This window comes from Sinomonas sp. R1AF57, from assembly GCF_002224485.1.
Lineage (GTDB): Bacteria > Actinomycetota > Actinomycetes > Actinomycetales > Micrococcaceae > Sinomonas > Sinomonas flava.
This window is the reverse complement of record NZ_CP022463.1, coordinates 2637667-2661080: the sequence shown is the minus strand read 5'-3', so window position 1 is coordinate 2661080 and position 23414 is coordinate 2637667. Positions and strand designations below refer to the sequence as shown.

At 72.7% G+C, this 23414-nt stretch carries 22 protein-coding genes and 2 tRNA genes; 21 read left to right on the top strand and 3 right to left on the bottom strand.

Annotated features, from left to right (window positions below):
* Positions 1-44 precede the first annotated feature (44 nt).
* From CGQ25_RS12245 to CGQ25_RS12225, 5 genes are all read left to right on the top strand, one after another.
* Positions 45-2105, top strand: a complete 2061-nt coding sequence (locus CGQ25_RS12245; RefSeq protein ID WP_208710071.1) for a DEAD/DEAH box helicase — start codon at positions 45-47, stop codon at positions 2103-2105.
* Positions 2106-2280: 175 nt separating this feature from the next.
* Positions 2281-2832 carry a LysM peptidoglycan-binding domain-containing protein gene (locus CGQ25_RS12240; RefSeq protein ID WP_208710068.1) on the top strand — a complete coding sequence of 184 codons (552 nt, stop codon included), beginning with the start codon at positions 2281-2283 and terminating at the stop codon, positions 2830-2832.
* 81 nt (positions 2833-2913) lie between these two features.
* Positions 2914-2985 (top strand) — tRNA-Thr (locus tag CGQ25_RS12235).
* Between the two features lie 4 nt (positions 2986-2989).
* Positions 2990-3063: transfer RNA gene (locus CGQ25_RS12230), tRNA-Met, on the top strand.
* Between the two features lie 74 nt (positions 3064-3137).
* A complete protein-coding gene (locus tag CGQ25_RS12225) occupies positions 3138-4121 on the top strand; it encodes an aldo/keto reductase family oxidoreductase (protein WP_208710066.1) in 984 nt (327 codons plus the stop codon).
* 32 nt (positions 4122-4153) lie between these two features.
* Here the strand turns inward: CGQ25_RS12225 and CGQ25_RS12220 are convergent, their stop codons facing one another.
* The gene (locus CGQ25_RS12220) at positions 4154-5347 is read right to left on the bottom strand and encodes an ROK family protein (RefSeq protein WP_208710062.1); all 1194 of its coding nucleotides are present in this window, start codon (positions 5345-5347) and stop codon (positions 4154-4156) included.
* 105 nt (positions 5348-5452) lie between these two features.
* On the opposite strand from CGQ25_RS12220, the gene CGQ25_RS12215 reads away from it, so the two are divergent.
* From CGQ25_RS12215 to CGQ25_RS12195, 5 genes are all read left to right on the top strand, one after another.
* Entirely contained in the window at positions 5453-7153 is a 1701-nt protein-coding gene (locus CGQ25_RS12215) for a glycoside hydrolase family 13 protein (protein WP_208710059.1), read from the top strand.
* A 77-nt stretch (positions 7154-7230) separates the two neighbouring features.
* The gene (locus CGQ25_RS12210; RefSeq protein ID WP_208710056.1) at positions 7231-7671 is read left to right on the top strand and encodes a pyridoxamine 5'-phosphate oxidase family protein; all 441 of its coding nucleotides are present in this window, start codon (positions 7231-7233) and stop codon (positions 7669-7671) included.
* A gap of 126 nt (positions 7672-7797) precedes the next feature.
* Entirely contained in the window at positions 7798-7965 is a 168-nt protein-coding gene (locus CGQ25_RS12205) for a hypothetical protein (protein WP_208710054.1), read from the top strand.
* Positions 7966-8036: 71 nt separating this feature from the next.
* Entirely contained in the window at positions 8037-8909 is an 873-nt protein-coding gene (locus CGQ25_RS12200; protein WP_208710051.1) for a CoA ester lyase, read from the top strand.
* Positions 8910-8926: 17 nt separating this feature from the next.
* Positions 8927-9151 carry a DUF4337 domain-containing protein gene (locus CGQ25_RS12195; protein WP_255405293.1) on the top strand — a complete coding sequence of 75 codons (225 nt, stop codon included), beginning with the start codon at positions 8927-8929 and terminating at the stop codon, positions 9149-9151.
* A 62-nt stretch (positions 9152-9213) separates the two neighbouring features.
* Here CGQ25_RS12195 and CGQ25_RS12190 read toward each other — a convergent pair whose 3' ends face one another.
* Together CGQ25_RS12190 and CGQ25_RS12185 are read right to left on the bottom strand one after the other, a co-directional pair.
* Positions 9214-10902 (bottom strand): SulP family inorganic anion transporter, encoded by a 1689-nt coding sequence (locus CGQ25_RS12190; RefSeq protein WP_208713064.1) that lies wholly within the window; start codon positions 10900-10902, stop codon positions 9214-9216.
* Between the two features lie 35 nt (positions 10903-10937).
* A complete protein-coding gene (locus CGQ25_RS12185; RefSeq protein ID WP_208710050.1) occupies positions 10938-11360 on the bottom strand; it encodes a metalloregulator ArsR/SmtB family transcription factor in 423 nt (140 codons plus the stop codon).
* 77 nt (positions 11361-11437) lie between these two features.
* Here CGQ25_RS12185 and CGQ25_RS12180 point away from each other — a divergent pair, with 77 nt between their 5' ends.
* The 11 genes from CGQ25_RS12180 to CGQ25_RS12130 all read left to right on the top strand — a co-directional run bounded on the left by CGQ25_RS12180 (position 11438) and on the right by CGQ25_RS12130 (position 23297).
* Positions 11438-11899: a MaoC family dehydratase N-terminal domain-containing protein gene (locus CGQ25_RS12180; protein ID WP_208710047.1), complete on the top strand. Its 462-nt coding sequence runs from the start codon at positions 11438-11440 to the stop codon at positions 11897-11899.
* A 35-nt stretch (positions 11900-11934) separates the two neighbouring features.
* Positions 11935-12369, top strand: coding sequence for a MaoC family dehydratase (locus CGQ25_RS12175; protein WP_208713063.1), 435 nt, complete (start codon positions 11935-11937; stop codon positions 12367-12369).
* Between the two features lie 10 nt (positions 12370-12379).
* Positions 12380-13666 (top strand): sugar MFS transporter, encoded by a 1287-nt coding sequence (locus tag CGQ25_RS12170; protein ID WP_208710045.1) that lies wholly within the window; start codon positions 12380-12382, stop codon positions 13664-13666.
* A gap of 49 nt (positions 13667-13715) precedes the next feature.
* Complete coding sequence (locus CGQ25_RS12165) at positions 13716-14780, top strand: UDP-N-acetylmuramate dehydrogenase (protein WP_208710043.1); 1065 nt, start codon at positions 13716-13718, stop codon at positions 14778-14780.
* 16 nt (positions 14781-14796) lie between these two features.
* The gene (locus tag CGQ25_RS12160) at positions 14797-15546 is read left to right on the top strand and encodes a TetR/AcrR family transcriptional regulator (RefSeq protein WP_255405292.1); all 750 of its coding nucleotides are present in this window, start codon (positions 14797-14799) and stop codon (positions 15544-15546) included.
* A 70-nt stretch (positions 15547-15616) separates the two neighbouring features.
* Positions 15617-16732, top strand: coding sequence for a 3-hydroxyacyl-CoA dehydrogenase (locus tag CGQ25_RS12155; RefSeq protein ID WP_208710042.1), 1116 nt, complete (start codon positions 15617-15619; stop codon positions 16730-16732).
* Positions 16733-16756: 24 nt separating this feature from the next.
* Positions 16757-17953: an acyl-CoA dehydrogenase family protein gene (locus tag CGQ25_RS12150; RefSeq protein WP_208710040.1), complete on the top strand. Its 1197-nt coding sequence runs from the start codon at positions 16757-16759 to the stop codon at positions 17951-17953.
* A gap of 16 nt (positions 17954-17969) precedes the next feature.
* A complete protein-coding gene (locus CGQ25_RS12145) occupies positions 17970-19610 on the top strand; it encodes an AMP-binding protein (RefSeq protein WP_208710038.1) in 1641 nt (546 codons plus the stop codon).
* A gap of 71 nt (positions 19611-19681) precedes the next feature.
* Complete coding sequence (locus tag CGQ25_RS12140; RefSeq protein ID WP_208713061.1) at positions 19682-20890, top strand: acetyl-CoA C-acyltransferase; 1209 nt, start codon at positions 19682-19684, stop codon at positions 20888-20890.
* Positions 20891-21021: 131 nt separating this feature from the next.
* The gene (locus CGQ25_RS12135) at positions 21022-22137 is read left to right on the top strand and encodes a winged helix DNA-binding domain-containing protein (RefSeq protein WP_208710036.1); all 1116 of its coding nucleotides are present in this window, start codon (positions 21022-21024) and stop codon (positions 22135-22137) included.
* Between the two features lie 203 nt (positions 22138-22340).
* Positions 22341-23297, top strand: coding sequence for a hypothetical protein (locus CGQ25_RS12130; RefSeq protein ID WP_208710034.1), 957 nt, complete (start codon positions 22341-22343; stop codon positions 23295-23297).
* The last annotated feature ends 117 nt before the right edge of the window (positions 23298-23414 follow it).

The window sequence follows — 23414 nt, the reverse complement described above, 5'->3', positions numbered from 1 at the left end:
GACCGCAGAGCCGGCACGGCTCGCCAGACCCGGAGGACACACGCATGTCTGAAACCGCCATCGCCCCCGACACCACCAACGAAGCCCAGGCCCCCGAGGTCTCCGAGGCCGTTGAGGCGCCCCAGCCCGCTGAGGCCATCGAGCAGCAGCAGCCCGCCGAGACCGAGCCGGCTGCCGAGACGCAGCAGCCCGCCGAGAAGCCCGCGCAGGACGACGAGAAGACCGTCCGCTTCGCCGATCTCGGCATCGACGGCCGCGTGCTCGCGGCGCTCGCAGAGGTCGGCTACGAGAAGCCCTCGCCCATCCAGGCCGCCACGATCCCGCTCCTGCTCGAGGGCCGCGACGTCGTCGGCCTCGCCCAGACGGGCACCGGCAAGACCGCCGCCTTCGCGGTCCCCGCCCTCTCACGCCTTGCCGAGCTGCACGACCTCAACGGCCCGTCCCGCCAGACGCAGGCGCTTGTCCTCGCCCCGACCCGCGAGCTCGCGCTCCAGGTCGCGGAGGCGTTCACGTCCTACGCGAAGCACCTCGACGACTTCACTGTCCTTCCCGTCTACGGCGGCTCCGCCTACGGCCCCCAGCTCGCGGGCCTGCGCCGCGGCGCGCAGGTCGTCGTCGGCACCCCCGGCCGCGTGATCGACCACATCGAGAAGGGCTCCCTGGACCTCTCCGAGCTCCAGTACCTCGTCCTCGACGAGGCCGACGAGATGCTCCGCATGGGCTTCGCCGACGACGTCGAGCGGATCTTCCAGGAGACCCCGGACGGCCGCCAGGTCGCCCTCTTCTCCGCCACGATGCCCTCGCAGATCCGCCGGATGTCCAAGCAGTACCTCAACCAGCCGGAAGAGGTCACGGTCAAGGCCAAGACGGCGACCGCCCAGAACATCCGCCAGCGCTACGTCCAGGTCATGGGCCCGCACAAGCTCGACGCCCTGACCCGCATCCTCGAGGTCGAGGACTTCGACGGGGTCATCGCGTTCGTGCGCACCAAGATGGCCACCGAGGACCTCGCCGAGAAGCTCAAGGCCCGCGGCTTCCAGGCCGCCGCCATCAACGGCGACATCGCCCAGGCGCAGCGCGAGCGCACCGTCGAGGCGCTGCGCGAGGGCAAGATCGACATCCTGGTCGCCACAGACGTCGCCGCGCGCGGCCTGGACGTCGAGCGCATCAGCCACGTCGTCAACTACGACATCCCGCACGACACCGAGAGCTACGTGCACCGCATCGGCCGCACGGGCCGCGCCGGCCGCAAGGGCGACGCCATCCTGTTCATGACGCCGCGGGAGAAGTACCTCCTGCGCGCCATCGAGAAGGCCACCCGCCAGGCCGTCGAGCAGATGCACCTGCCCACCGCGGAGACGGTCAACTCGCTGCGCATGAGCAAGTTCGCGGACCAGATCACGGAGACCCTCGAGTCCGAGGACGTCGCCATGTTCCGCGACCTCATCGCCTCCTACGAGGAGGAGCACAAGGTCCCGGCAGCGGAGATCGCCGCGGCGCTCGCCGTGATGGTCCAGGGCGACCAGCCGTTCTTCGTCAAGGAGCTGCCCGCGACGCCCGAGTTCCAGAAGCGCGACCGGAACAAGGACGGCTTCGGCTCCCGTGGCCCGTCCCGCGGCGTGACCGAGGGGAACGCGACCTACCGGATCGCCGTCGGCCGCCGCCAGCGCGTGATGCCCGGCTCGATCGTCGGGGCCCTCGCGAACGAGGGCGGATTCCACTCGAGCCAGATCGGCGGGATCGACATCCGCGCCGACCACTCGCTGGTCGAGCTGCCGGCCGAGCTCAGCTCCGAGCAGTGGAGGGCGCTGTCCAAGACCCGGATCGGCGGAGAGCTCATCAAGCTCGAGCTGGACACGGGCCGCCGCCCCAACCGCGAGCGCGACGGCGAGCGGTCCGACCGCGGCTTCGGCGGGCGCTCCGACCGTGGCGGCTTCTCCGGCCGCTCCGACCGCGGTGACCGTGGCGGGCGCGGGTTCGGCCGCGACGACCGCGGCTTCGGCGGGCGCTCCGACCGCGGTGACCGTGGCGGCTTCGGCGGCCGCAGCTTCGGCGAGCGGAAGCCCCGCCAGGCGAAGGACGGCGCCCACGGCCGCAAGTGGTGACGCCCAGGCTGTCCTGAGCGACGCGTGACTCGCGAGCCCGCCCCCGGATTCTCCGGGGGCGGGCTCCGCGCTTCCCGGGGCACTCCACGGGATGCGTTTCAATCCTCCGGCTGCGGATAGGGGGCAGGGACATTTCGACGCCGGCTCCCGGCCGGCCCAACACGAAAGGTTCCCCATGGGCTTCCTGGATGATGTGCGCAAGAACATCGAGAACGCGGCCGAGGACGTCAAGGGCCACCTCGACGACGCCCTTCACCGCGACCGGAACGACGCCGGCCGCAACGACACCGAACGGGACGACGCCGGCCGCAACGACACCGAATCCCCGGAGTCGGTCGGGGCGCCGGCCGACCCGACCACCGGATCCCCCGCGGACCCGAGCGTCTCCGAGGCTCCGGTCCAGGCCCCGGAGCCTGCCGCCACGGAGCCTGCTGCCCCCGAGCCTGCCGCCGCCGAGCCGGCTGCCGCCGCGGAACCGGCTGCCGCCGCGGAACCGGCTGCCGCCGCGGAACCGGCTGCCGCCCCTTCCGGCGCGGCTCCGACCGACTCCGCTTCGACCGACTCCGCTTCGACCGGCACGCGCGAGGTCGTGGTCGAGCCCGGGGACACGCTCTCGGGCATCGCCGAGCAGTTCGGCGTGGACCTCGGAGCCCTCATCGCGGCCAACGCGGACACCGTTCCGGACCCGGACCTGATCCACCCCGGGCAGGTTCTCCGCCTGCCCTGACGGCGGGGGAGGGGCGGCGCGGACAGGGGTGCGGCCCGATTTGTTCGCGCGGCCACCCTTCCGGTAAAGTATCTGTCTGTTGCCCCCCTAGCTCAGTGGTAGAGCGCCATCTTGGTAAGATGGAGGTCACGGGATCGATTCCCGTGGGGGGCTCTGTGGCGGTGTAGCTCAGCTGGTTAGAGCGCACGACTCATAATCGTGAGGTCCCGGGATCGAGTCCCGGCACCGCTACGTCAAGGGGTCCGTCGGAAGACGGGCCCCTTACTCGTACCCCGGGTCCATCACGCAGCCAGCCAGGAGCCGCCATGTCCGCGCGAGAACCCGCCTCCCGCTCACGCCTCGTCTACGGCTGCATGGGCCTGGGCGGTCCGTGGGGTTCCTCGCACTACGGCCCGGCCGAGGTGGACCACGCGGCCGCCGCGATCGAGGCGGCCCGCAGCATCGGCATCGACCGCTTCGACCACGCCGACATCTACCGGGGCGGCACCTCGGAGTCGGTCTTCGGCGAGGTCATCGCGCGCAGCGCCGGCCTCCGCGGGCAGCTGTGGATCCAGAGCAAGGTCGGCATCCGCCTCGGCGAGGACGGGCTCGACGCCTACTACGACCTGAGCGCCGCCGCGATCCGGTCCCGCGTCGAGGGCATCCTCGCGCGCCTGCGGACGGACTACCTCGACCTGCTGCTCCTCCACCGCCCGGACCCGCTGCTGGACCCCGCCGAGGTGGGCGCCGCCGTCGTGCGCCTGCTCGAGGAGGGGACGATCCGCGCGATCGGCGTGTCCAACTTCTCCGCCGCCCAGATGCAGGCCCTCGCCGACCACCTGCCCGCGCCGCTCGCCGCCAACCAGCTCGAGCTGAGCCTCGGCCGGCCGGACTTCGTCGAGAGCGGCATCCTCGTCAACCATCCCGAGGGAGCCGCGGTCAGCTTCCCGCACGGGACGCTCGAGCACTGCGCCCGGACCGGCGCCGAGGTGCAGGCGTGGTCGCCCCTCGCGGGCGGCCGCTTCACCGGGCGCACGACGCCGGCCAGCGGCTCCGCTGACGACCGCACCCGGGCGGACCTCGCCACCGCCGATCTTGTGCGCAGGATGGCCGAGGAACGGGGCACTACGCCGGAGGCGGTGGTGCTGGGATGGCTCATGCGCCACCCCGCCCGGATCGCGCCGGTCATCGGCTCGGCCACGCCGGAGCGCATCCGCGCGTGCGCAGGCGCGGAGGACGTCGCGCAGTCGATGAGCCGCCCCGAGTGGTACGCCCTCCTCGCCGCAGCCCGGGGCCGTCGCGTCCCCTGACCCCACCGTGCTGACCCTGCCGCGACGCCGTTCTAGGGTCGTCCGGGCAGCGCCAGCTCGAGGGCGTGCTCGTTGACGTGGTCCAAGGCCCGCCGCACCGCGCCGAGCGCCACGGCGTCTCCGCCGAGCTCGGAGACCTCGACCTGGGCGGGCGTGTCGGTCAGGGACGGCAGCTCGGCCCGGATGCCGGGCAGCAGGGCCGCCGAGGCCCCTGCGACGGCGCCGCCGAGGACCACCAGCTCCGGGTTGAGCAGCGTCGAGAGCACGGCGACGACGCGCGCCATGCGCCCCGCGAGGCGGTCGAGCACGCGCACGGCCGCCGGGTCGCCGTCGTGCGCGGCTGCGAAGACAGCCTCGGCCGTGACGTCCGACGCCGCGAGCCCGCCGAGCCCTCCGCTCGCCGCCGCCTCCTCCGCGCCCCACTCGCGTGCGAGCTGGGCGATGCCGTGCGGCCCCGCGACACCGTCGACGAGGCTCAGGAACGCGAGCTCGCCGGCGCCGCCGCTGCGGCCGCGCAGGAGCCTGCCGGACTCGATCAGCCCTGCGCCGAGACGCTCGCCGGCAAGCAGGACGGCGGCGTCGTCGACACCGCGGGCCGCGCCCCTCCAGTGCTCGGCGAGGGCGGCGAGGTTCGCATCGTTCTCGAGCAGGACGTCCCAGCCGTGGCGCTCGCGCAGGCGCGCCGCCAGCCCCACGTCGAACTGCTCCCAGAATCCACGCGGGGTGGCGATCCGCCCCTCGCGGTCCACGGGGGCGGGCAGGCCCGCGCCGACGGCCAGGACCCGCTCGGGGCCGGTGTCCGCCGCTGCGAGCGCAGCCGCTGCCGTCGTGCTGACGACGTCGATCCTCGCCTCGCCGCGAGCGCCGTCGGGGAATGCCCCGGTCGCCGAGCCGAGGGCCGTGCCGCGCAGGTCGGCGACGAGCGCGGTGGCCTTGTGGGCTCCCATGTCGAGGCCGATCACGACCCCGGCGTCGGACCGGAAGGCGAAGGTGCGCGGCGGGCGGCCGCGGGCAGGGCCCGAGCGCTCGGGCTCGAGCTCGGTGGCCCAGCCGCGCTGGACCAGGTCCTCGCAGACCGCGATCACGGTGGCCCTGGTGAGACCCGTTGCGGCGACGAGTTCGGTCGCGGTCAGCGCGGACGCGCCGGCGCCGCGGAGGCGGCGCAGGACGGCGTCGGCGTTCGCGAGGCGCACGATATGGGGTCCCGCAACGGGGCCGGTCCGCATGCCTTGACCTCCTTCCCGGCCGCGCGAATAATGGACTGCGGCTTTGATTTAGAGTCTAAATATAAATCCCCCGCATGGAACAACCCCCTGTGAACAGGAGGCACGGTGCCCGCCACCGCCCACGAGCACGACCGCACGAACCCCGCCGCCGACTGGTGGCGCCAGGCCGTCGTCTACCAGGTGTACCCCCGCAGCTTCGCCGACTCGAACGCGGACGGGATCGGCGACATCGCCGGCATCACCTCCCGCGTGGACTACCTCGCCCGCTTGGGCGTCGACGCCGTGTGGCTGAGCCCCTTCTACACCTCGGCCCTCGCCGACGGCGGCTACGACGTGGACGACTACCGCAACGTCGACCCCCGCCTCGGCACCCTCGAGGACTTCGACGCCATGGTCGCCGCGCTCCACGGCGCCGGCATCAAGGTCATCGCCGACATCGTCCCCAACCACACCTCAGACCGCCACGAGTGGTTCGCGGAGGCCCTCGCCTCCCCCCGCGGCTCCGCAGCGCGCGAACGCTACATCTTCCGCGACGGGCTCGGCGAGAACGGCGAGCTTCCCCCGAACGGCTGGACCTCGATCTTCGGCGGCCCCGCCTGGGAGCGCGTGACCGAGCCGGACGGGACCCCTGGCCAGTGGTACTTCCACCTCTTCGCCAAGGAGCAGCCGGACCTCAACTGGGACAACCCCGAGGTCCACGAGGACTTCCTGACGACCCTGCGCTTCTGGTCGGACCGCGGCGTCGACGGCTTCCGCGTGGACGTGGCCCACGGCCTCAAGAAGGACATGGACGCGGTCCACGACGACCTCGAGACCATCCACCGCGCGGACCTCTTCTCCTTGGGCGAGCACCCGCTCTGGGACCGCGACGAGGTGCATTCGGTCTACGCCGAGTGGCGGAAGGTGTTCAACGAGTACACGCCGCCGCGCACCGCTGTCGCCGAGGCATGGGTGCACGCCGACCGGCGCGCCAGGTACGCATCCCCCGAGGGCCTCGGCCAGGCCTTCAACTTCGACCTCCTCCAGGCCGACTTCGACGCCGAGCAGTACCGGGCCATCATCGCCAAGAACCTCGCCGAGGCCGCGGCCACCGGAACGTCCTCGACATGGGTCTTCTCGAACCACGACGTGGTGCGGCACGCCACCCGCTATGGGCTGCCGAAGGGCAGCGGCCGCGCCGGCCACGGCGCCGACGGCAAGGACTGGCTGCTCGACGGCGGCGACCCGGCCGAGGTGGACGCGCAGCTCGGGCTCCGCCGGGCGAAGGCCGCCACGGCGCTGATGCTCGCCCTGCCCGGCTCCGCCTACCTGTACCAGGGCGAGGAGCTGGGCCTCCAGGAGGTCGGGCGGATCCCCGAGAAGGACCGGCAGGACCCCACGTACTTCCGCAACCGCGGGGTGGAAGTGGGACGCGACGGCTGCCGCGTGCCGCTCCCGTGGGATGCTGCTCCCGCTGAGGGGTCCTCCTACGGCTTCGGCGGCGACGGCGCGCACCTGCCGCAGCCCGCGTGGTTCGAGGACTACGCCGTGAGCCTCCAGGAGGCGGACCCGGGCTCTACCCTCGCCTTCTACCGCAAGGCGCTGGGCCTGCGCCGCGAGCTCCAGGGCGAGGAGCGCCTCGTCTGGGCCCAGACGGAGGACGACGACGTGCTCGCCTTCGAGCGTCCGGGCGGCTGGCACGTGATCACCAACTTCGGTCCGGCCCCGATTGCGCTGCCCGAGGGCGAGGTGCTCCTCGCGAGCGCCGAGCTCGACGGCGGCAAGCTCCCTGGCGACACCACCGTCTGGATCCGCGTGACGTCATAGGCACTGTTGCCCTTCCGTCCCCGCGCGGCGCGTGCAAGTCTGAAGGCAGCAATGCCCGCGCGGGGAATGGAGGAGCCATGTCTGACCTGAACGTGAGCTACGGGCTCGGTGCCCGCCACGAGGACCACGAGCTCGCCGAGGAACGCTGCTGGGCCCTCCTGGGCGCCTCTGGCGTGGGCCGCTTCGGGTTCGTGCACGAAGGGCGCGTCGCGGTCTACCCGATCGGCTACATCGTCCTGCACGGGTCGATCTTCTTCAGGACCAGCCGCGAGGGTTCGATCGCGAAGAGCCTTCCGCAGGCCGGCGTGTCGATCCAGACCGATTCCACCCAGCCCTCGGTCCAGGCCGGCTGGTCCGTCCTGATCAGCGGAGAGGCCGCAGTCGTCGAGGACAGCGAGGAGCTCACGCGGCTCCACGGCCACATGCAGAACGAGCCGTGGGCGGGAGGGATCCGGGACCTGTTCGTGCGGCTCGACCCGCAGCAGGTCTCGGGCCGTCAGGTGTACCTCGCGAAGTAGCCGTTTCCGACTCGCGAGTAGTTAGTAAATTCGCTTGACATATTAGCGCCGACGGCGTGGACTGGACCTGTCGAGCCTGGCTGGGGAGCCCGATTCTTCGACTGAACGCACGTCAGGAGAGTCACAATGGCTGATGAGGAGTCCTCTGGAGCGGCACGTCCTGCCGAGGCCACGACCGGCGACGAGCGGAAGCTTCCCGAGGGCCGGCGGGACGCAGTGGGACTGCCCGCCGGGATCCGATGGTGGGAGACCTGCGGAGGGTGGTCGTCGCGCTACGCGCTCGGCACCTTCTGAGACCGCCCGACCGGCCGAAGCGGGGGTGGACCGATGTGCCCAGCGGGGCCCGGGCGGGATACCGTTGACCCATGACGTCAACCACTGCCGCCGATCAGACCCGCCAGGCCCGCGAGGGTCGGATCATCAGCCCCGAGATCGCCCGCTCGTGGCTTCTCGTGAACGCGATGAAGACGGAGCTCTTCGACGAATCCGCGGCCTCGCGCGCTGATGCGATCATCCTGGACATCGAGGATGCCGTGGACCCGTCGCAGAAGGACGCCGCGCGCGAGAACGTCTCGCAGTGGCTCGCGGGCGGCGGGCGCGCCTGGGTGCGCGTCAACGATGCGACGAGCCCCTTCTGGGCCGACGACCTCGCGGGGCTCCGCGGGAACCCGGGCCTGCTCGGCGTCATGCTCGCCAAGACCGAGTCTGCGGACCAGGTGACCGAGAGCTTCCACCGGATGGACGGCAAGACCCCCGTCATCCCGCTCGTCGAGTCCGCCGTGGGCATCGAGGAGGCCAACCACATCGCGAAGGCGCAGGGCGCGTTCCGTCTGGCCTTCGGCTCAGGCGACTTCCGCCGCGACACCGGCATGGCCGCCACCCAGGAGGCCATGGCCTACCCGCGCGCCAAGCTCGTGGTCGCCTCCCGCGTGGGCAACCTGCCCGGCCCGATCGACGGCCCCACGGTCGGGACCAACCACCCGATCCTCCGCGAGCAGAGCGCCATCACCGTCATGATGGGCATGACCGGCAAGCTCTGCCTCGCCGTCGACCAGACCACGATCATCAACGAGGTCATCTCGCCGACCCCGAGCGATGTCGCCTGGGCCACGGACTTCATGCACGACTTCGAGGCCAACGGCCGCGTGATCCGCGACGGCTCCGACCTGCCGCGACTCGGCCGCGCGGAGAAGATCATGAAGCTCGCGACCGCCTTCGGCGTCCGGCCGGCGCTGTAGCAGGCCCGGCAGAGAACGTGCTCAACAGCTTCTGGGAGACCGCGTCCCCGCTGTACCGGAAGGTCGTGCTCTCGGGCATGGCCTTCCTCGGCGTGGGCATCGTCCTGAGCATCATCGCGAACCTCGGCCACATCATGTGGCTCCTCTACGCCTCGATGGCGATCATCGGCGTCGGACTCGTCACCCATCTCGTGGGGCTCGGGATCCGCGCCCGTGACGCCCGCCGCCGGATGCAGCGCTGACCCACCCTCTGAAGGTCACCTCCTGGGGTTCACCTCCTGCGGGTGGGCGCGTCACGTGACCCTCAGGAGGTGACCCCCAGAGGGTTCTGGGGTGTGCGAGCCCGGCGGACGTGGCTCCTGGCATGCTCGACCGCTTCCTCGAGCATGTCGAAGAGGTGCCGGTGGTGCCGCAGCTCCGCGATGACCCCCACCTTGCGCACCAGTTCGAGGTGCTGCTCCTGCACTCCCTTGAGCAGGACGGTGATCCCGCGCGCCTCGAGTGTGCGGATCACTTCGACGAGCGCCTGCGCCCCGGTCGCGTCCAGGTAGCGCAGCTGGGACAGCCTCAGCACCACCACCTCGACGCCCTGCGCCGCGGCCAGGCCCGTGACGTCCTCCAGGATCCGGTCGGCTGCGCCGAAGAACATCAGGCCGTCCAGGCGGAAGACGGCGATGTGCTCGTCGCCGTCGTGCGCCGGCCCCGCGATGGGCTCCCGCCTCACGGTGCCGAGCTTCGCGAACTGGCGCAGCGTCAGCAGCGCGGCGGCGACGAGGCCGATCTGGATGGCCACGATGAGGTCGAACGAGACGGTGATGACGGCCGTCAGCACGAACGCGATCGCGTCGTGGCGCGTCGATCCCAGGATGCTCCTGGCCGTCCGCACCGAGACCATGCGCGCCGCCGTGACCATGAGCACGCCCGCGAGCGCCGCGAGCGGGATCTGCCCCACGAGCTGCGCCGCGAGGTACACGACCCCGAGCAGCACGAGCGCGTGCACCACGGCGGCGAGCCGGGTCCGGGCTCCCGAGCGGACATTGACGGCGGTGCGGGCGATCGCCCCGGTGGCGGGCATGCCGCCGAAGAGACCTGCGGCGATCGATGCCAGCCCCTGGCCCACGAGCTCGCGGTCCGGGTTGTAGGTCCCGGTCGTGCGCCCGTCGGGGCCCGCAAGCCCCGACGCGACGCGCGCCGACAGCAGCGACTCGATGGCCGCGAGCGCCGCGATGGCGAGGGTCGGTCCCGCCAGCCCGGGCAGGTCCCCGAGGCCGAGCCCGGGCAGCGACGGGGCGGGGAGCGACGTCGGCAGCTCGCCGATGCGCTCGACGTCCAGGCCCAGCAGCGCGACGGCGACCGCGGAGACCAGGATCGCGATCAGGCTCGCTGGGAGCGCCCGGTGGAGGCGCGGCACGAGGAGCATGACCGCCGCGACGAGCACGACGACGCCGACGCTCGCCCACGCGCGCGGCCACGGCGCCGTCGTGATCGCCTCGGCGGCGGCGACGGCGGTGTTCTGGCCCGGTGCGACGTGCGAGGACACGGCGAGCGGGACCTGCTGGAGGAAGATGATCACGCCGATGCCGAGCGTGAACCCCTCCACGACCGGCCAGGGGATGTACGCGACCGCCCGCCCGAGCCGGGAGGCGCCGAGCGCCACGAGCACGACGCCGGCCGCGAGGCTCAGGAGCGCGACCGCGCCGACGCCGTGGGTCGCCACGATGGGGGCGAGGACCACGACCATCGCCCCGGTCGGGCCCGAGACCTGCACGTGCGACCCGCCGAACACGGCGGCGACGAACCCCGCGACGATGGCGGTCACGATGCCCGCCTCGGCCCCGACTCCGGAGCTCACCCCGAAGGCCAGCGCGAGCGGCAGGGCGACGATGCCCACGGTCAGGCCCGCGACGAGGTCCTGCCGCCACGACCGCCCCAGCTGCGCGTAGTCCGAGCGGCGGGGGAGGAGGGCGGCGGCACCGGCGGCGGCCCGGGCCACGGTGCCGGTCCGTGCGGGCGGCGGGACGACGGCGCTCACCGGGCACCGCCGTCATGCGCGGTGGTGGATGCGGCGGCGGGTGCGGTGCTGGACGCGGCGGCGCCGAGCGCCGGCAGGGCGGAGGCGGCCTCAAGCTGGGCGCGCGTGTCGGCGAGGGTGTCGAGGAGGAAGGTGCGGGCGATCGCGAGGAGCTCGGCGATCGTGGGGTGGGCGAGGGAGTAGGTCACCGTGTTGGCCGTGCGGACGCTCGTGACGACCCGGTGGCGCCGGAGGGTCGCGAGGTGCTGGGACAGGTGGGAGGCTTCGAGCCCGGTGCCCTCGAGGAGCTCGCTGACCGGGCAGGACTGGCCGGGCGAGTCCGCGAGGATCTCGAGGATGCGGATGCGTGCCGGGTGCGCGAGGCCCTTGAACAGATTTGCCTTGATCTCGTACAGCGGCGTCTCGCGGGCAGTGAGCATAAACCCTCCAGATGATGGATTGATGAATCCATCATACCGTCATCTAGGCTCTTCCGGCCACCCGATAGGCTTTCCCCATGGCCATCAACCCCGACCTCGCCGGTCGCGTCTACCCGCCCGCGGAGGCGTACGATGTCGCGCGCGAGAAGATCCGCGAGTTCGCCCGCGCCGTCAAGGCAGAGCACCCCGCCCACTACGAGGTCGCCGCGGCGCGCGCCCTCGGCCACGCCGACCTCGTCGCGCCTCCGACCTTCGCGATCATCGTCGCGCAGCGGGCCGACGCCCAGCTCATCGCCGACCCGGAGTCCGGGATCGACTTCTCGCGGGTGGTCCACGCCGAGCAGCGGTTCACCCACCACCGGCCGATCGTCGCGGGGGACCGGCTCACCGCGGAGCTCCACGTCGACCAGGTCCGCGCGATGGGCGGCGGCGCGATGATCACGACGCGCGCCGAGATCACCGCCGACGGCGCCGCGGGTGCCGTCGAGAAGGTGGCCACCACCGTGTCGTCCATTCTCGTGAGGGGAGAAGGCCAGTGAGCGCCGAGAACGCTGCCGCCGGGAGCGCCGCCGTCATGCCCGTCTTCGACCAGCTCGAGAAGGGCATGGAGATCGGCCGCCGCGAGATCGCCGTGACCCGCGCCGACCTCGTGAAGTACGCGGGCGCGTCGGGAGACTTCAACCCGATCCACTGGAACAACGACTTCGCGACCTCGGTCGAGCTTCCGGGCGTGATCGCGCACGGCATGTTCACCATGGGCGCCGCCGTGCAGCTCGTCACCGACTGGGCCGGGGACCCGGGCGGAGTCGTGGACTACCAGACCCGCTTCACCAAGCCGGTCCCCGTGGCCGACACCACCGGCACCGACGAGCCCGGCGCCGTCCTCGAGGTCGTCGGGACCGTCGGCGCGCTCGACGCCGAGGCCCGCACCGCCCGGATCGACCTCACCGTCACCGCGGGAGGGCAGCGGGTCCTGACCAAGGCCCAGGCCGTCGTCCGGCTCGCCTGAGCAGCCCCACGTGCTCCGGCCACCCGCCGTCCGGGCAGTGCCCACCGAGGTCCGACACTGGCACCTCGCCGTCGTGGCAGCCTACGCCGCGAGCGGCATCGCGTTCTCGAGCTGGGTGTCGCGGGTCCCCGCGCTCGCCCAGGACCTCGTCCTCACTCCCGGCGGCGTCGGGCTGCTCCTGCTGTGCATGACGCTGGCCTCGTTCGCATCGGTCTCGGCGTCGGGCCTCATCGTGATCCGGCTCGGCTCGGCGCGAACCATCCAGACCGGGGCCGCCCTCGTCGGAGCGGGCCTGACGCTGCTCGGCCTCGGGGCGAGCGTGCTGCGCTCGCCCGTGGCGGCCGCGATCGGCTTCGCCGTGGTCGGCCTCGGGACCGCGAGCTGGAACACGGCCTCGAACGTCGAGGGCGCCGCCGTCGAGCGGGCCCTGAGGCGGTTCATCATGCCGCGGCTGCACGGGTCGTTCAGCCTCGGCACCGTGGCGGGCGCCGTCGTGGGCGCGTGGGCGGCGGCCGCCGCCGTGCCCCTCGTGTGGCACCTCGGCGCGGCCGGCGTGGTGGTCGCCGCCACCGTGGTCACCGCGGGGTTCTTCCTCCGCGCCGATGCCGACCGCCGGCCCTCCGCGGCGCACGACGCCGCTTCCTCGCCTGCCGCAGACGGCTCGCCGGACGGGGCTCCCGCTGAGGCTCCGGCCCCGGCGGCACCCGGGGGCCGCGCGCAGGTCGCCGCGGCCTGGAAGGACCGCCGCACGGTGCTGCTCGGCGTCATGGTGCTCGGCCTTGCCCTGGCCGAGGGGGCGGCGGGGGACTGGGTCGCACTCGCGCTCGCGGACGGCTACGGAGTCTCGCACGCTGTCGGAGCCGCAGGCTACTCGTGCTTCGTGGCGGCGATGGCCGCGGGCCGCTTCCTCGGCACGCCCGTGCTCAACCGGCACGGCCGCGTCGTGTCGCTGCGAGCGTGCGCGGTGCTGGCCATCCTCGGCCTGGCGCTGTTCGTGCTCGCCCCGGCCCTGTGGCTCGCGTTCGTGGGCCTCGTGGTCTGGGGCCTCGGAGCGTCCCTCGGCTTCCCCGTGGGCATGTCTGCCGCCGCAGACGACCCCGTCCACGCCGCGGCCCGCGTCTCGGTCGTCTCCACCATCGGCTATGGCGCGTTCCTGTGCGGGCCGCCCCTGCTGGGCTTCGTGGCCGAGTTCACGGGCGTGCGGTACTCGCTGCTGACCGTGCTGCTGTTCGTCGTCCTCAGCCTCGTCCTGGCCGGCCAGGCAGCCCAGCGCACGGTGGCGCGCCTCGCGGGGTGAGTCCCCGGCGTCGTGCGCGGCTGTCGCGGCCCTCGCCTAAGCTGGACGGGTGAGCCAGACCCTGCTGTCCTCCCTGACAACCTCCGCCGTGGGCGGCCCGGCCGCCCGCTTCGAGGAGGCCCGCTCCGAGGCCGAGATCATCGAGGCGGTCCGCGAGGCCGATGCCGCGGGCGAGCCGCTCCTGATCATCGCGGGCGGATCCAACCTCGTCATCTCGGACGACGGCTACCCCGGCACCGTGCTCAGGATCGCCTCCGAGGGCATCTCCGTGGACACCGCGGACACGTGCGGGGGCGCCTCGCTCTCCGTGCAGGCCGGGCACCCGTGGGACGAGGTCGTGGACTACGCCGTCCACCACGCGTTCAGCGGCCTCGAGGCCCTCTCCGGCATCCCCGGCTCGACCGGTGCGACGCCCGTGCAGAACGTCGGCGCCTACGGTGCGGATGTCTCGCAGACCATCTGGCAGGTGCGGACCTGGGACCGGGAGGCCGGCGCCGTGAAGACGTTCGTCCCCTCGGAGCTGCGGTTCGGCTACCGCGACTCGCTCCTCAAGCAGACCACGGTCAACGGGTCCCCCCGGTACGTGGTGCTCCGTGTCGACTTCCAGCTCCCGCTCGGGCGCATGAGCGCCCCCATCCGCTACGCAGAGCTCGCCCGCGGCCTCGGGGTCGAGCAGGGCGAGCGGGCCCACGCCCTCGATGTGCGCCGCGAGGTGCTGCGCCTGCGGGCCTCCAAGGGCATGGTCCTTGACCCGGCCGACCGGGACACGTACTCGACCGGCTCGTTCTTCACGAACCCCATCCTGGCCGAGGCCGACGCCGCGTCCCTGCCCGAGGGGGCGCCGCGCTACCCGGCGGGCGAGGGCCTGGTGAAGACGTCGGCGGCATGGCTCATCGAGCGCGCCGGCTTCCCCAAGGGCTACGGTCTCGAGCCGGACAGCGTCACGGGCGGCCGCGCGTCGCTGTCCACCAAGCACACCCTCGCGCTGACCAACCGCGGCGACGCGACGGCGAAGGACCTCCTCGCGCTCGCCCGAGAGGTGCGGGACGGCGTCAGGGCACGCTTCGGGATCGAGCTGCACAACGAGCCGCTGCTCATCGGGATGGAGCTGTGAGCCGCGGGACCCGGCCGTGACCGGCGGGACGGACGCGGTGGCGGGCCAGGCGCGGCACCGCCTCGACGTCGCTGCCGCCGCCGTCCGGCTGTACGCCGAGCAGGGCTATGAGGCGACGAGCGCGGACCAGATCGCCGCTGCGGCCGGCCTCTCGCGCAGCACATTCTTCCGGCAGTTCCGCTCGAAGGAGGACGTGGTCTTCGCCGACCACGACACGCTCCTGGGCCAGGCCGAGGACTTCCTCGCCGAACGCCACGATGACCCGTGGGACGCGGTCTGCCGCGCCGCTGAGCTCGTGTTCGCGCATTTCGCCTCGCTCGGGGACCTGGCACAGCTGCGCTACCAGGTGGTGACGCGGGAGCCCGGCCTGCGCGACAAGGAGCTCGTCACGACCTTCCGGTACGAGCGGCTCTTCCAGCGCTACCTCCGCCGCGTCGTGCCCGGCGTCGACCCCTTGGACGCGGTGCGCTTCGCCGCAACCGTGATCGCGACCCAGAACTACTGCCTGCGCGGGCTCATGCGCGGTGAGGACGGCTTCAGCGCGGCGCGGCTGCGCGCCGAACTCGACGCCGTGCGCCGGCTCTTCGGGGTCGGACCGGGCGGCGCGGTGGCGCAGGACGCCGGCGCGGTCGCCTTCGGCGGGACGCGCGCCGCCGGCGGAACGGCCGGCTCGGGCGACGACATCGTCGTCGCCGTGTTCCCCCGGTCCGCCGCGCCGGCCGACGTTGCCCGGACCATCGAGGACGCGCTCCGGCGACGGTCATGACACTCCGTTCCACTTGACCTGACACTCAGTTTCACGATTACATGGTGGCGTGCCCCACACTGCCGCTCCCTTGCCCGCGCCCCGCGCATCCGCCCCCCGCCCGCGCCCGCTCCGCGCCATCGGCGTCGTCGGTGCCGGGCTGATGGCCAGCCAGCTCGCCACGCTCTTCGCGCAGCAGCTCCGCGTCCCGGTGACCATGAGCGACCTCTCCGCCGAGCGGGTCGACGCCGCGCTTGGCGCCATCCGGGCCCGGCTCGAGCGCGCCGAGGCCAAGGGCCGCCTCGCCCCCGGGGACGCCTCCGAGGTCGCGTCCCTGATCAGCGGCACCACGGACCCGGCCGACTTCGCCGGGTGCGACGTGGTCATCGAGGCCGTCTTCGAGGAGCTGTCGGTCAAGCGCAGCGTCTTCGCCGCTGCGGAGGCCGCGGTCGACCCGCACGCCCTCCTGCTGACCAACACCTCCTCCCTCTCCGTCGCAGCCATGGCCGAGGGGCTCGCCCACCCCGAGCGCGTGGTCGGCTTCCACTTCTTCAACCCCGTCGCGGTCCTGCCGCTGCTCGAGCTCGTCCGCACCCCGTTCGCGTCCGAGGACGCGATGTCGGCTGCCGCCGGCCTCGCCGCCGCACTCGGCAAGACGGCTGTCCCGGTGGCGGACGCGCCAGGCTTCGTCGTCAACCGCCTCCTCACACGGCTCTTCTCCGAGACCATGGCCGAGATCGAGGCGGCGGCCGCAGCGGGCGGCGACCCGCTCGCCGTCGACCGCGCGCTCGCCCCGTGGAACCTGCCGATGACCCCGCTCACCCTCATCGACTACATCGGCACCGGAGTCCAGCAGCACATCTGTGCCACCATGCACCGGGCCTACCCGGAGCGGTTCCCGCTCTCGCCGTGGCTCGCCGCAGCTGCCGGCTCCGGCGTTCGGCGGCTCCTCGCGGACGACGGCGCGCTCTCGCCTGAGGCGGCCGCCCTCCTGCCGCCGCCGGTCGGGACCGCGGCCGGCGCCGCTGCCGTCGACCAGGCCCGGGTCCTCGAGCGCGTCCGCGCGGCCCTGGCCGAGGAGGTCGGCATCATGCTCGCCGAGGGCGTCGTCGCGTCCGCCGAGGACATCGACCGGTGCATGGTCCTCGGAGCCAACTACCCCGCCGGCGGGCTGAGCCCCCTCCTCGCCCCGGTCCCGGCCCGCTGATCCCCCACCCACCGCCCGAAAGAGATGGCCATGCCCGACTACGACGTCTCCGCAGCCCTCGACACCGACTACTACTCCGTGTTCTCCGCCTTCGGCACGGTCAGCGCCGAGGACCGCGCTCACTGGGAGCGCGCCCGCGCCTTCATCGACGAGGCCCTGCCGCAGATGAACGAGTACTGGGACCGCGCCGAGTACCCCCTCCACCTGGTCAAGCGCATGGGCGAGCTCAACCTGCTCGCCGACGGCATCGAGGTCCCCGGCCTCGAGCCCATGAGCCCCCTCGCGGCGGGCCTCGTGAACATGGAGATCTCCCGCGGCGACGGCTCCCTCGGCACCGTCGTCGCCGTCCAGGGCGGCCTGGCCCTCCGCTCGATCGCGTTCCACGGCTCGGAGGAGCAGAAGGAGCGCTGGCTCGGCCCGCTCGCGCGCGGCGAGGAGCTCGGCTCCTTCGCGCTCACGGAGCCGGACCACGGCTCGGACTCGGTCTCCCTCGAGACCACCGCGCGCCTCGACGGCGACCACTGGGTCCTCGACGGGGAGAAGAAGTGGATCGGCAACGGCGCATCCGGCGGCGTGACGGTCGTGTGGGCCCGCGACGAGGAGGGCGACGTCCGCGGCTTCCTCGTCGAGCAGGACGCCCCCGGCTACGAGGCCGAGGTGATCGAGGGCAAGGGCTCGCTCCGCGCGATCCACCAGGCCAGGATCCGCCTCGAGGGCGTCCGCATCCCGAAGGACAGCGTCCTGCCCGGTGCGCGGACGTTCAAGGACACCTCCGCCGTGCTCGTGGCGACCCGCCTCGGTGTGGCCTGGTCCGCGCTCGGCCACGCGACCGCCGCGTACGAGGCTGCGGTGAACTACGCCGGCCAGCGCGTCCAGTTCGGCAAGCCGCTTGCGAAGTTCCAGCTCGTCCAGGACCGCCTGTCCCAGATGCTCGCCGAGCTCACGAGCATGCAGCTGCATTGCGTCCACCTCGCGCGCCTCGACGCCGCAGGCCAGATGCGGCCCACCCAGGCGTCCATGGCCAAGTACCACAACACCCGCAAGGCCCGCTTCATCGCCTCGACCGCCCGGGACCTCCTCGGGGGCAACGGCATCCTGCTCGAGAACCACGTGGTGCGCCACATGATGGACATCGAGTCGATCCACACGTACGAGGGCACCGAGAGCGTCCAGGCCCTCCTGATCGGCCGCGACGTGACCGGCGTGGGCGCGTTCGCCTGAGTCTGGAGGACACCTGATGCAGGCCAACTTCTCAGCCCTCAGCCCGCTGCGCTTCCTCGAGCGCTCCGCCGCGGTCTTCCCCGACAAGGTCGCCATCGAGCACGGCTCCCGCCGCTACACCTACGCCGAGTTCGGGGCCGAGGCCCAGCGCCTCGCGAAGGCCCTCGCCGCGCGGATCCAGCCCGGCGACCGGGTCGCGTTCCTCGCTCCCAACGTCCCCGAGCTGCTCATCGCCCACTTCGCCGTGCCGCTGGCCGGCGGGGTGCTCGTGGCGCTCAACACCCGTCTGGCCGCCCACGAGGTGAAGTACATCCTCGAGCACTCCGAGGCCGCGCTGCTGTTCGCCGACACGGAGCTGCTGGCCACGGTCGACGGCGTCGGCCAGCTGGGCGGGCCGGCCGCCGAGGTGCCGGTCGTCGTCGTGCCCGATACTGAGGTGCCCGGCGCGCCCGAGGCCGCGGACGCCGTCGTGCGCGGTGGCCAGGGCCGGAAGCGCGAGCTCTACGCGGACCTGCTCGCCGGTGCGCCCGACGGGCCAGACCTGCCGTGGGGCGTCGACGACGAGCAGGCCCCCATCACGCTCAACTACACCTCCGGGACCACGGGCAAGCCCAAGGGCGTGCTCTACTCCCATCGCGGCGCCTACCTCAACGCGCTCGGCGAGGCGCACCACCAGGGCTTCGACGGGAACACCCGGTACCTGTGGACCCTGCCGATGTTCCACTGCAACGGGTGGTGCACCCCGTGGGCGGTCACCGCGGCGGCGGGCACGCACGTGTGCCTCCGCGCCGTGCGCGCCGAGGCGGTCTGGGACGCGCTCGACGACGGGGTGACCCACCTGTGCGGCGCCCCGACGGTGTGCTCGATCATCGCGGACGCCGAGCAGGCGCACGCGCTCGAGCGGCCGCTGAAGATCACCACGGCGGGCGCGCCCCCGTCGCCGACCATCATCCGGCGGCTCGGGGACCTCGGCGTGACGGTGGTGCACGTGTACGGGCTCACCGAGGTCTACGGGCCGTACACCGTGTGCGAGTACCAGTCCGCGTGGGACGCGCTGCCGGCCGACGAGCGCGCCGCGAAGCTGTCCCGCCAGGGCGTCGGCATGGTCCAGGCCGAGACGGCGCGCGTCGTGGAGGTCGGCACCGGCCCCGAGCTGCGGGACGTGCCCGCGGATGGCGAGACGCTCGGCGAGATCGTGCTGCGCGGCAACAACGTCATGCTCGGCTACTACAGGGATCCCGAGGCCACCGAGCGCGCCTTCGAAGGCGGCTGGTTCCACACCGGCGACCTCGGCGTCATGCATTCCGACGGCTACATCCAGCTCAAGGACCGGGCGAAGGACATCGTCATCTCCGGCGGCGAGAACATCTCCACGATCGAGGTCGAGCAGGCCATCGTCTCCCACCCCGACGTGCTCGATGTCGCCGTGATCGGCGTGCCGGACGAGCGGTGGGGCGAGCGGCCCGTCGCGTTCGTGGTGCGCGGAAGGGGCTCGGAGCTCACAGCCGAGGTCCTCTCCGGCCACGTGCGCGGGCTCCTCGCCGGATTCAAGGTGCCGCGCGAGATCCACTTCACCGACCAGCTGCCCAAGACCTCCACGGGCAAGACCCTCAAGCACGAGCTGCGCGCCCTCGCCGCAGTGGAAGGAGCACGATGACCGAGACCCACGCCTCCGGCCCGGATGCCCAGGGACATGACCCCTCAACGCAGGGACAGGACCCCTCAACGATGAGGGGTCATGTCCCTGCGAGACCTACCCCGGCCGATGTCGTCATCGTCGGCGCCGCCCGCACCCCGCAGGGCAAGCTGCTCGGCCAGCTCGCCGCGCTGAGCGCCGTCGAGCTCGGCGGTGCCGCGATCGCGGGGGCGCTCGGGCGGGCGAGGGTTGCGCCCGAGGACGTCGACGCCGTCGTGATGGGCCAGGTGCTGCAGGGCGGGGCGGGCCAGAACCCCGCCCGGCAGTCCGCCGTCGCCGCCGGAATCCCGCTGACCGCGCCCGCGGTCACCGTGAACAAGGTGTGCCTCTCGGGGCTCTCCGCGGTGATCGAGGCGGCGCGCATGCTGCGACTCGGCGAGGCGTCCGTGGTGGTGGCCGGCGGGCAGGAGTCCATGAGCCAGGCCCCGCGCCTCGTGGCCGGGACCCGTTCCGGGTCCGCGTACGGGTCCATGGAGCTCATCGATGCGACTGCCCACGACGGCCTCACCGACGCCTTCGACCACGAGGCCATGGGGCTGGCGACCGACAGGGCCAACGCGGCGCTCGGGCTCACGCGGGAGGAGGCCGATTCCGTCGCGGCCGCCTCGCACGTGCGCGCGGGCGCCGCCGCGGCGGCCGGCGTGTGGGCCGAGGAGATCGTGCCGGTCAAGGTCCCGCAGCGCAGGGGAGCCGTGGCCGAGGTGGCCCAGGACGAGGGCATCCGGCCGGATTCCACCCCCGAGACCCTCGCACGGCTGCGCCCCGCGTTCTCGGCGGAGGGGACCGTGACCGCGGGCAACGCCTCGCCCATCTCCGACGGCGCCTCGGCCGTCGTGCTGACGACCCGCGCCGAGGCCGAGCGGCGCGGGCTGGAGGTGCTCGCCGTCGTGCGTGCTCACGGGCAGATCGCAGGGCCGGACACCACGCTGCCGGACAAGCCGGCGAAGGCCATCTCCGCGGCGCTCGCACGCGAGGGCTGGTCGGCGGACGATCTGGACCTCCTGGAGGTGAACGAGGCGTTCGCCTCGGTCGCCGCGCATTCCGCGGCGCTGCTCGGCGTGCCGATGGACCGCGTGAACGTCCACGGCGGCGCGATCGCCATCGGGCACCCCATCGGGGCCTCCGGCGCGCGCGTCGTCGTGACGGCCGTGCACGAGCTGCTGCGCCGCGGGTCCGGCCGGGCCGCCGTGGCCCTGTGCGGGGGCGGCGGGCAGGGCGACGCCCTCCTCCTGGAGCGCTGACCCCGCCTTCCGTCTGGGGGTCACCTCCTGGGGGTCACCTTCTGGAGGTCACCTCACGTGACCCCCAGAAGGTGACCCCCAGGCCGGGGAGAGGACGCGGGCTGTCCGCATCCGGGGTGATCATGGGAAGCGTGGAACCTTCCGAGCCGCGCCCCGTACGCACGACGACGCTCGCGCGCCTCAGGCTCGCGGCGCAGGGCCTGCTCCCGGTCGCCTCGGTGGGGGAGCGGCTGGGACTGGCCGCCGACCCGGCGGCGGCCGTGCGCAGGATGGCAGCCCTGCAGAGCCAGGACCTCCAGTCCGGACTCCTCGCCGTCGGGCTCCGCACGAGGGCGGCCACGGCGTCCGGGGTCGCTGCCGCGCTGGCGAGCGGCGCCGTCGTGCGCACGTGGACCATGCGCGGCACCCTGTTCACCGTGGCGGCAGGGGACGTCCGGACCTTCCTGGGCCTCGCCGCCGACAGGGTCATGCGGCTCGCCTCGGCCCGCCACCGCGAGCTCGGGATCAGCGAGGAGGACGTCGCGGTGGTCCGCAAGGCTGCCGAGGAGCGGCTCCCGGGCCGGGGCATGACCCGTGCCGAGCTGTTCGACGTGTTCGAGGCCGCGGGGCAGCCCACCGCGTCCCAGCGCGGCATCCACCTCGTCTCGATCCTCAGCCATCGCCTCGTCCTTGTGCAGGGTCCCCTGCGCGGGAGGCAGCAGGAGTTCCGCCTCGCCGATGAGTGGCTGCCGCCCGGGCCCGGCCTCGCTGGGGACGACGCGCTGGAGCACCTCGCGGCGCGGTACATCGCCTCCCACGGCCCCGTCGACGAGCGGGACTTCGCGTGGTGGCTCGGCCAGCCGCTCGGCGTCGTGCGCGGTCCCTTCGCCGCGGCCGCCGCGGGGTTCGACGCCGTGGTTCTGGACGGGCGGACGCTATGGTGCGTGCCGGAGGTGGCGTCGCTCGCGGATTCCCGGGCCGGGGCGCGCGCCGTGGTCGCGCTGCCGGCCTTCGACGAGCTCGCGATCGGATACCCGGACCGGTCTGTGGCCATACCCGACGGTTACCTGCAGCGGATAATCCCGGGCACCAACGGCGTCTTCAAGGCGATGGTCGCGGTCGGAGGGCGGGCGGTCGGGACATGGACCAAGGGTGGCCGCGTGTCTGCGCCCCGGGTCGAGCTCAAGCTCTTCGAGCCTCTCGGGCCGGCGGCGTCAGCGGGCGCGGCCAGGGCCGCGGCGCGCATCGAGGCCTTCTGGGCTGGATAGGGCGCCGGCCCGTCCGGCCGTGAGTGGGCCCAGAGCAGCAGCCAGTCCTCACGTGCTGCCGTGACCCGCTCCTGCTGCGTCAATTGACTCAGCAGATGCGGCCGAGGGCAGCACATGCTCGGGATAAGGAATGGGGAGGCTGGGTTATCCACAGCGGTTCCGTTCCCGTTGCGGGCTCTGCAGGCCGTAACGAGGATCGGACCATGGACAGACCCACAGCCGAATCGCTGTTCGGCGCTCGTTGGCCGGCCTCATCCCTTGCGACGACCGCGGCGCTGCGCGATGCCGGCATCACCGACCGACTCCTGGCGCACGGTGTGCGGCTCGGAGTGGTCCTGCGTCTGCGGCGCGGCGTCTACATGCCGAATCATCGGTGGGTTTCGCTGAAGCCCTGGGAGCGGGACCGCGTACGACTCGAAGCCCATATCGCGGGTACAGGCGGCAGCTCCGTGTACTGCCACAGCAGCGCTGCTATCCTCCACGGGCTGTCGGTGTGGAACCCGGGACCTGCCATCCACGTCGCCACCACGTACTCCGGAGCGCGTTCCAGTCGGTCACCCGATACCCAGACCCATCAGCTGGATCTCGCCCCGGAGGACATCGTCACAGCTCCCGGGAACGGAGCAGTGCGGCTGACTTCGATTGTGCGCACTCTGGTTGACTGCGCACGGTTCCTGCCCTTTGAGCAGGCTGTTGTTATCGGGGACAGTGCCCTCCACCAGAGGCTTGTCGGCCTCGAAGACCTGCGGGGAGCTGTTCTGGCTGCATCTCGCCGAGGCCGTCGGAGGGCGCTGGCCATCCTCGATGCACTCGAACCAGCAACGGAATCGGTGGGGGAGACCCGGGCCCGTCTGCTCATGGTCACGCTCGGCTTTGCCCGGCCGGTTGCCCAGCTGAGGCTCCGCACGGCCGAGGGCGAATACCGGGCAGACTTCGCCTGGCCAGAACTCATGGTCATCATCGAGTTCGACGGGGAGGGGAAGTACATGGACTACGCCCCCACGCCCGACGTCCTGCTTGCCGAGCGCCGCCGCGAGACGCTGCTCATGGAACAGGGCTGGATCTTCGTCCGGCTGCGTTGGGCAGACCTCGACCGACCTGATGAGGTTCGGCGTCGCCTCGCGGCAGCCATCGCCCGCGCCGCCCGTCGGTCAGCCTGAGGGCAGGTGCGCATCGACGGCTGCCCACAGACAAGTGCTGCCCCTGGCCGCTTCTCCTGAGCGAATTTACGCAGGAAAAGCGGCCAAGGGCAGCACTTGTGGGTGGGTCCTCCGCCG

Excerpts from the sequence above, each read along its gene's own strand:
- CGQ25_RS12245 (WP_208710071.1), top strand. The coding sequence starts at position 45 with ATGTCTGAAACCGCCATCGCCCCCGACACCACCAACGAAGCCCAGGCC.
- CGQ25_RS12240 (WP_208710068.1), top strand. The coding sequence starts at position 2,281 with ATGGGCTTCCTGGATGATGTGCGCAAGAACATCGAGAACGCGGCCGAG.
- CGQ25_RS12225 (WP_208710066.1), top strand. The coding sequence starts at position 3,138 with ATGTCCGCGCGAGAACCCGCCTCCCGCTCACGCCTCGTCTACGGCTGC.
- CGQ25_RS12220 (WP_208710062.1), bottom strand. The coding sequence starts at position 5,347 with ATGCGGACCGGCCCCGTTGCGGGACCCCATATCGTGCGCCTCGCGAAC.
- CGQ25_RS12210 (WP_208710056.1), top strand. The coding sequence starts at position 7,231 with ATGTCTGACCTGAACGTGAGCTACGGGCTCGGTGCCCGCCACGAGGAC.
- CGQ25_RS12205 (WP_208710054.1), top strand. The coding sequence starts at position 7,798 with ATGGCTGATGAGGAGTCCTCTGGAGCGGCACGTCCTGCCGAGGCCACG.
- CGQ25_RS12200 (WP_208710051.1), top strand. The coding sequence starts at position 8,037 with ATGACGTCAACCACTGCCGCCGATCAGACCCGCCAGGCCCGCGAGGGT.
- CGQ25_RS12185 (WP_208710050.1), bottom strand. The coding sequence starts at position 11,360 with ATGCTCACTGCCCGCGAGACGCCGCTGTACGAGATCAAGGCAAATCTG.
- CGQ25_RS12180 (WP_208710047.1), top strand. The coding sequence starts at position 11,438 with ATGGCCATCAACCCCGACCTCGCCGGTCGCGTCTACCCGCCCGCGGAG.
- CGQ25_RS12175 (WP_208713063.1), top strand. The coding sequence starts at position 11,935 with ATGCCCGTCTTCGACCAGCTCGAGAAGGGCATGGAGATCGGCCGCCGC.
- CGQ25_RS12150 (WP_208710040.1), top strand. The coding sequence starts at position 16,757 with ATGGCCATGCCCGACTACGACGTCTCCGCAGCCCTCGACACCGACTAC.
- CGQ25_RS12145 (WP_208710038.1), top strand. The coding sequence starts at position 17,970 with ATGCAGGCCAACTTCTCAGCCCTCAGCCCGCTGCGCTTCCTCGAGCGC.
- CGQ25_RS12140 (WP_208713061.1), top strand. The coding sequence starts at position 19,682 with ATGAGGGGTCATGTCCCTGCGAGACCTACCCCGGCCGATGTCGTCATC.
- CGQ25_RS12130 (WP_208710034.1), top strand. The coding sequence starts at position 22,341 with ATGGACAGACCCACAGCCGAATCGCTGTTCGGCGCTCGTTGGCCGGCC.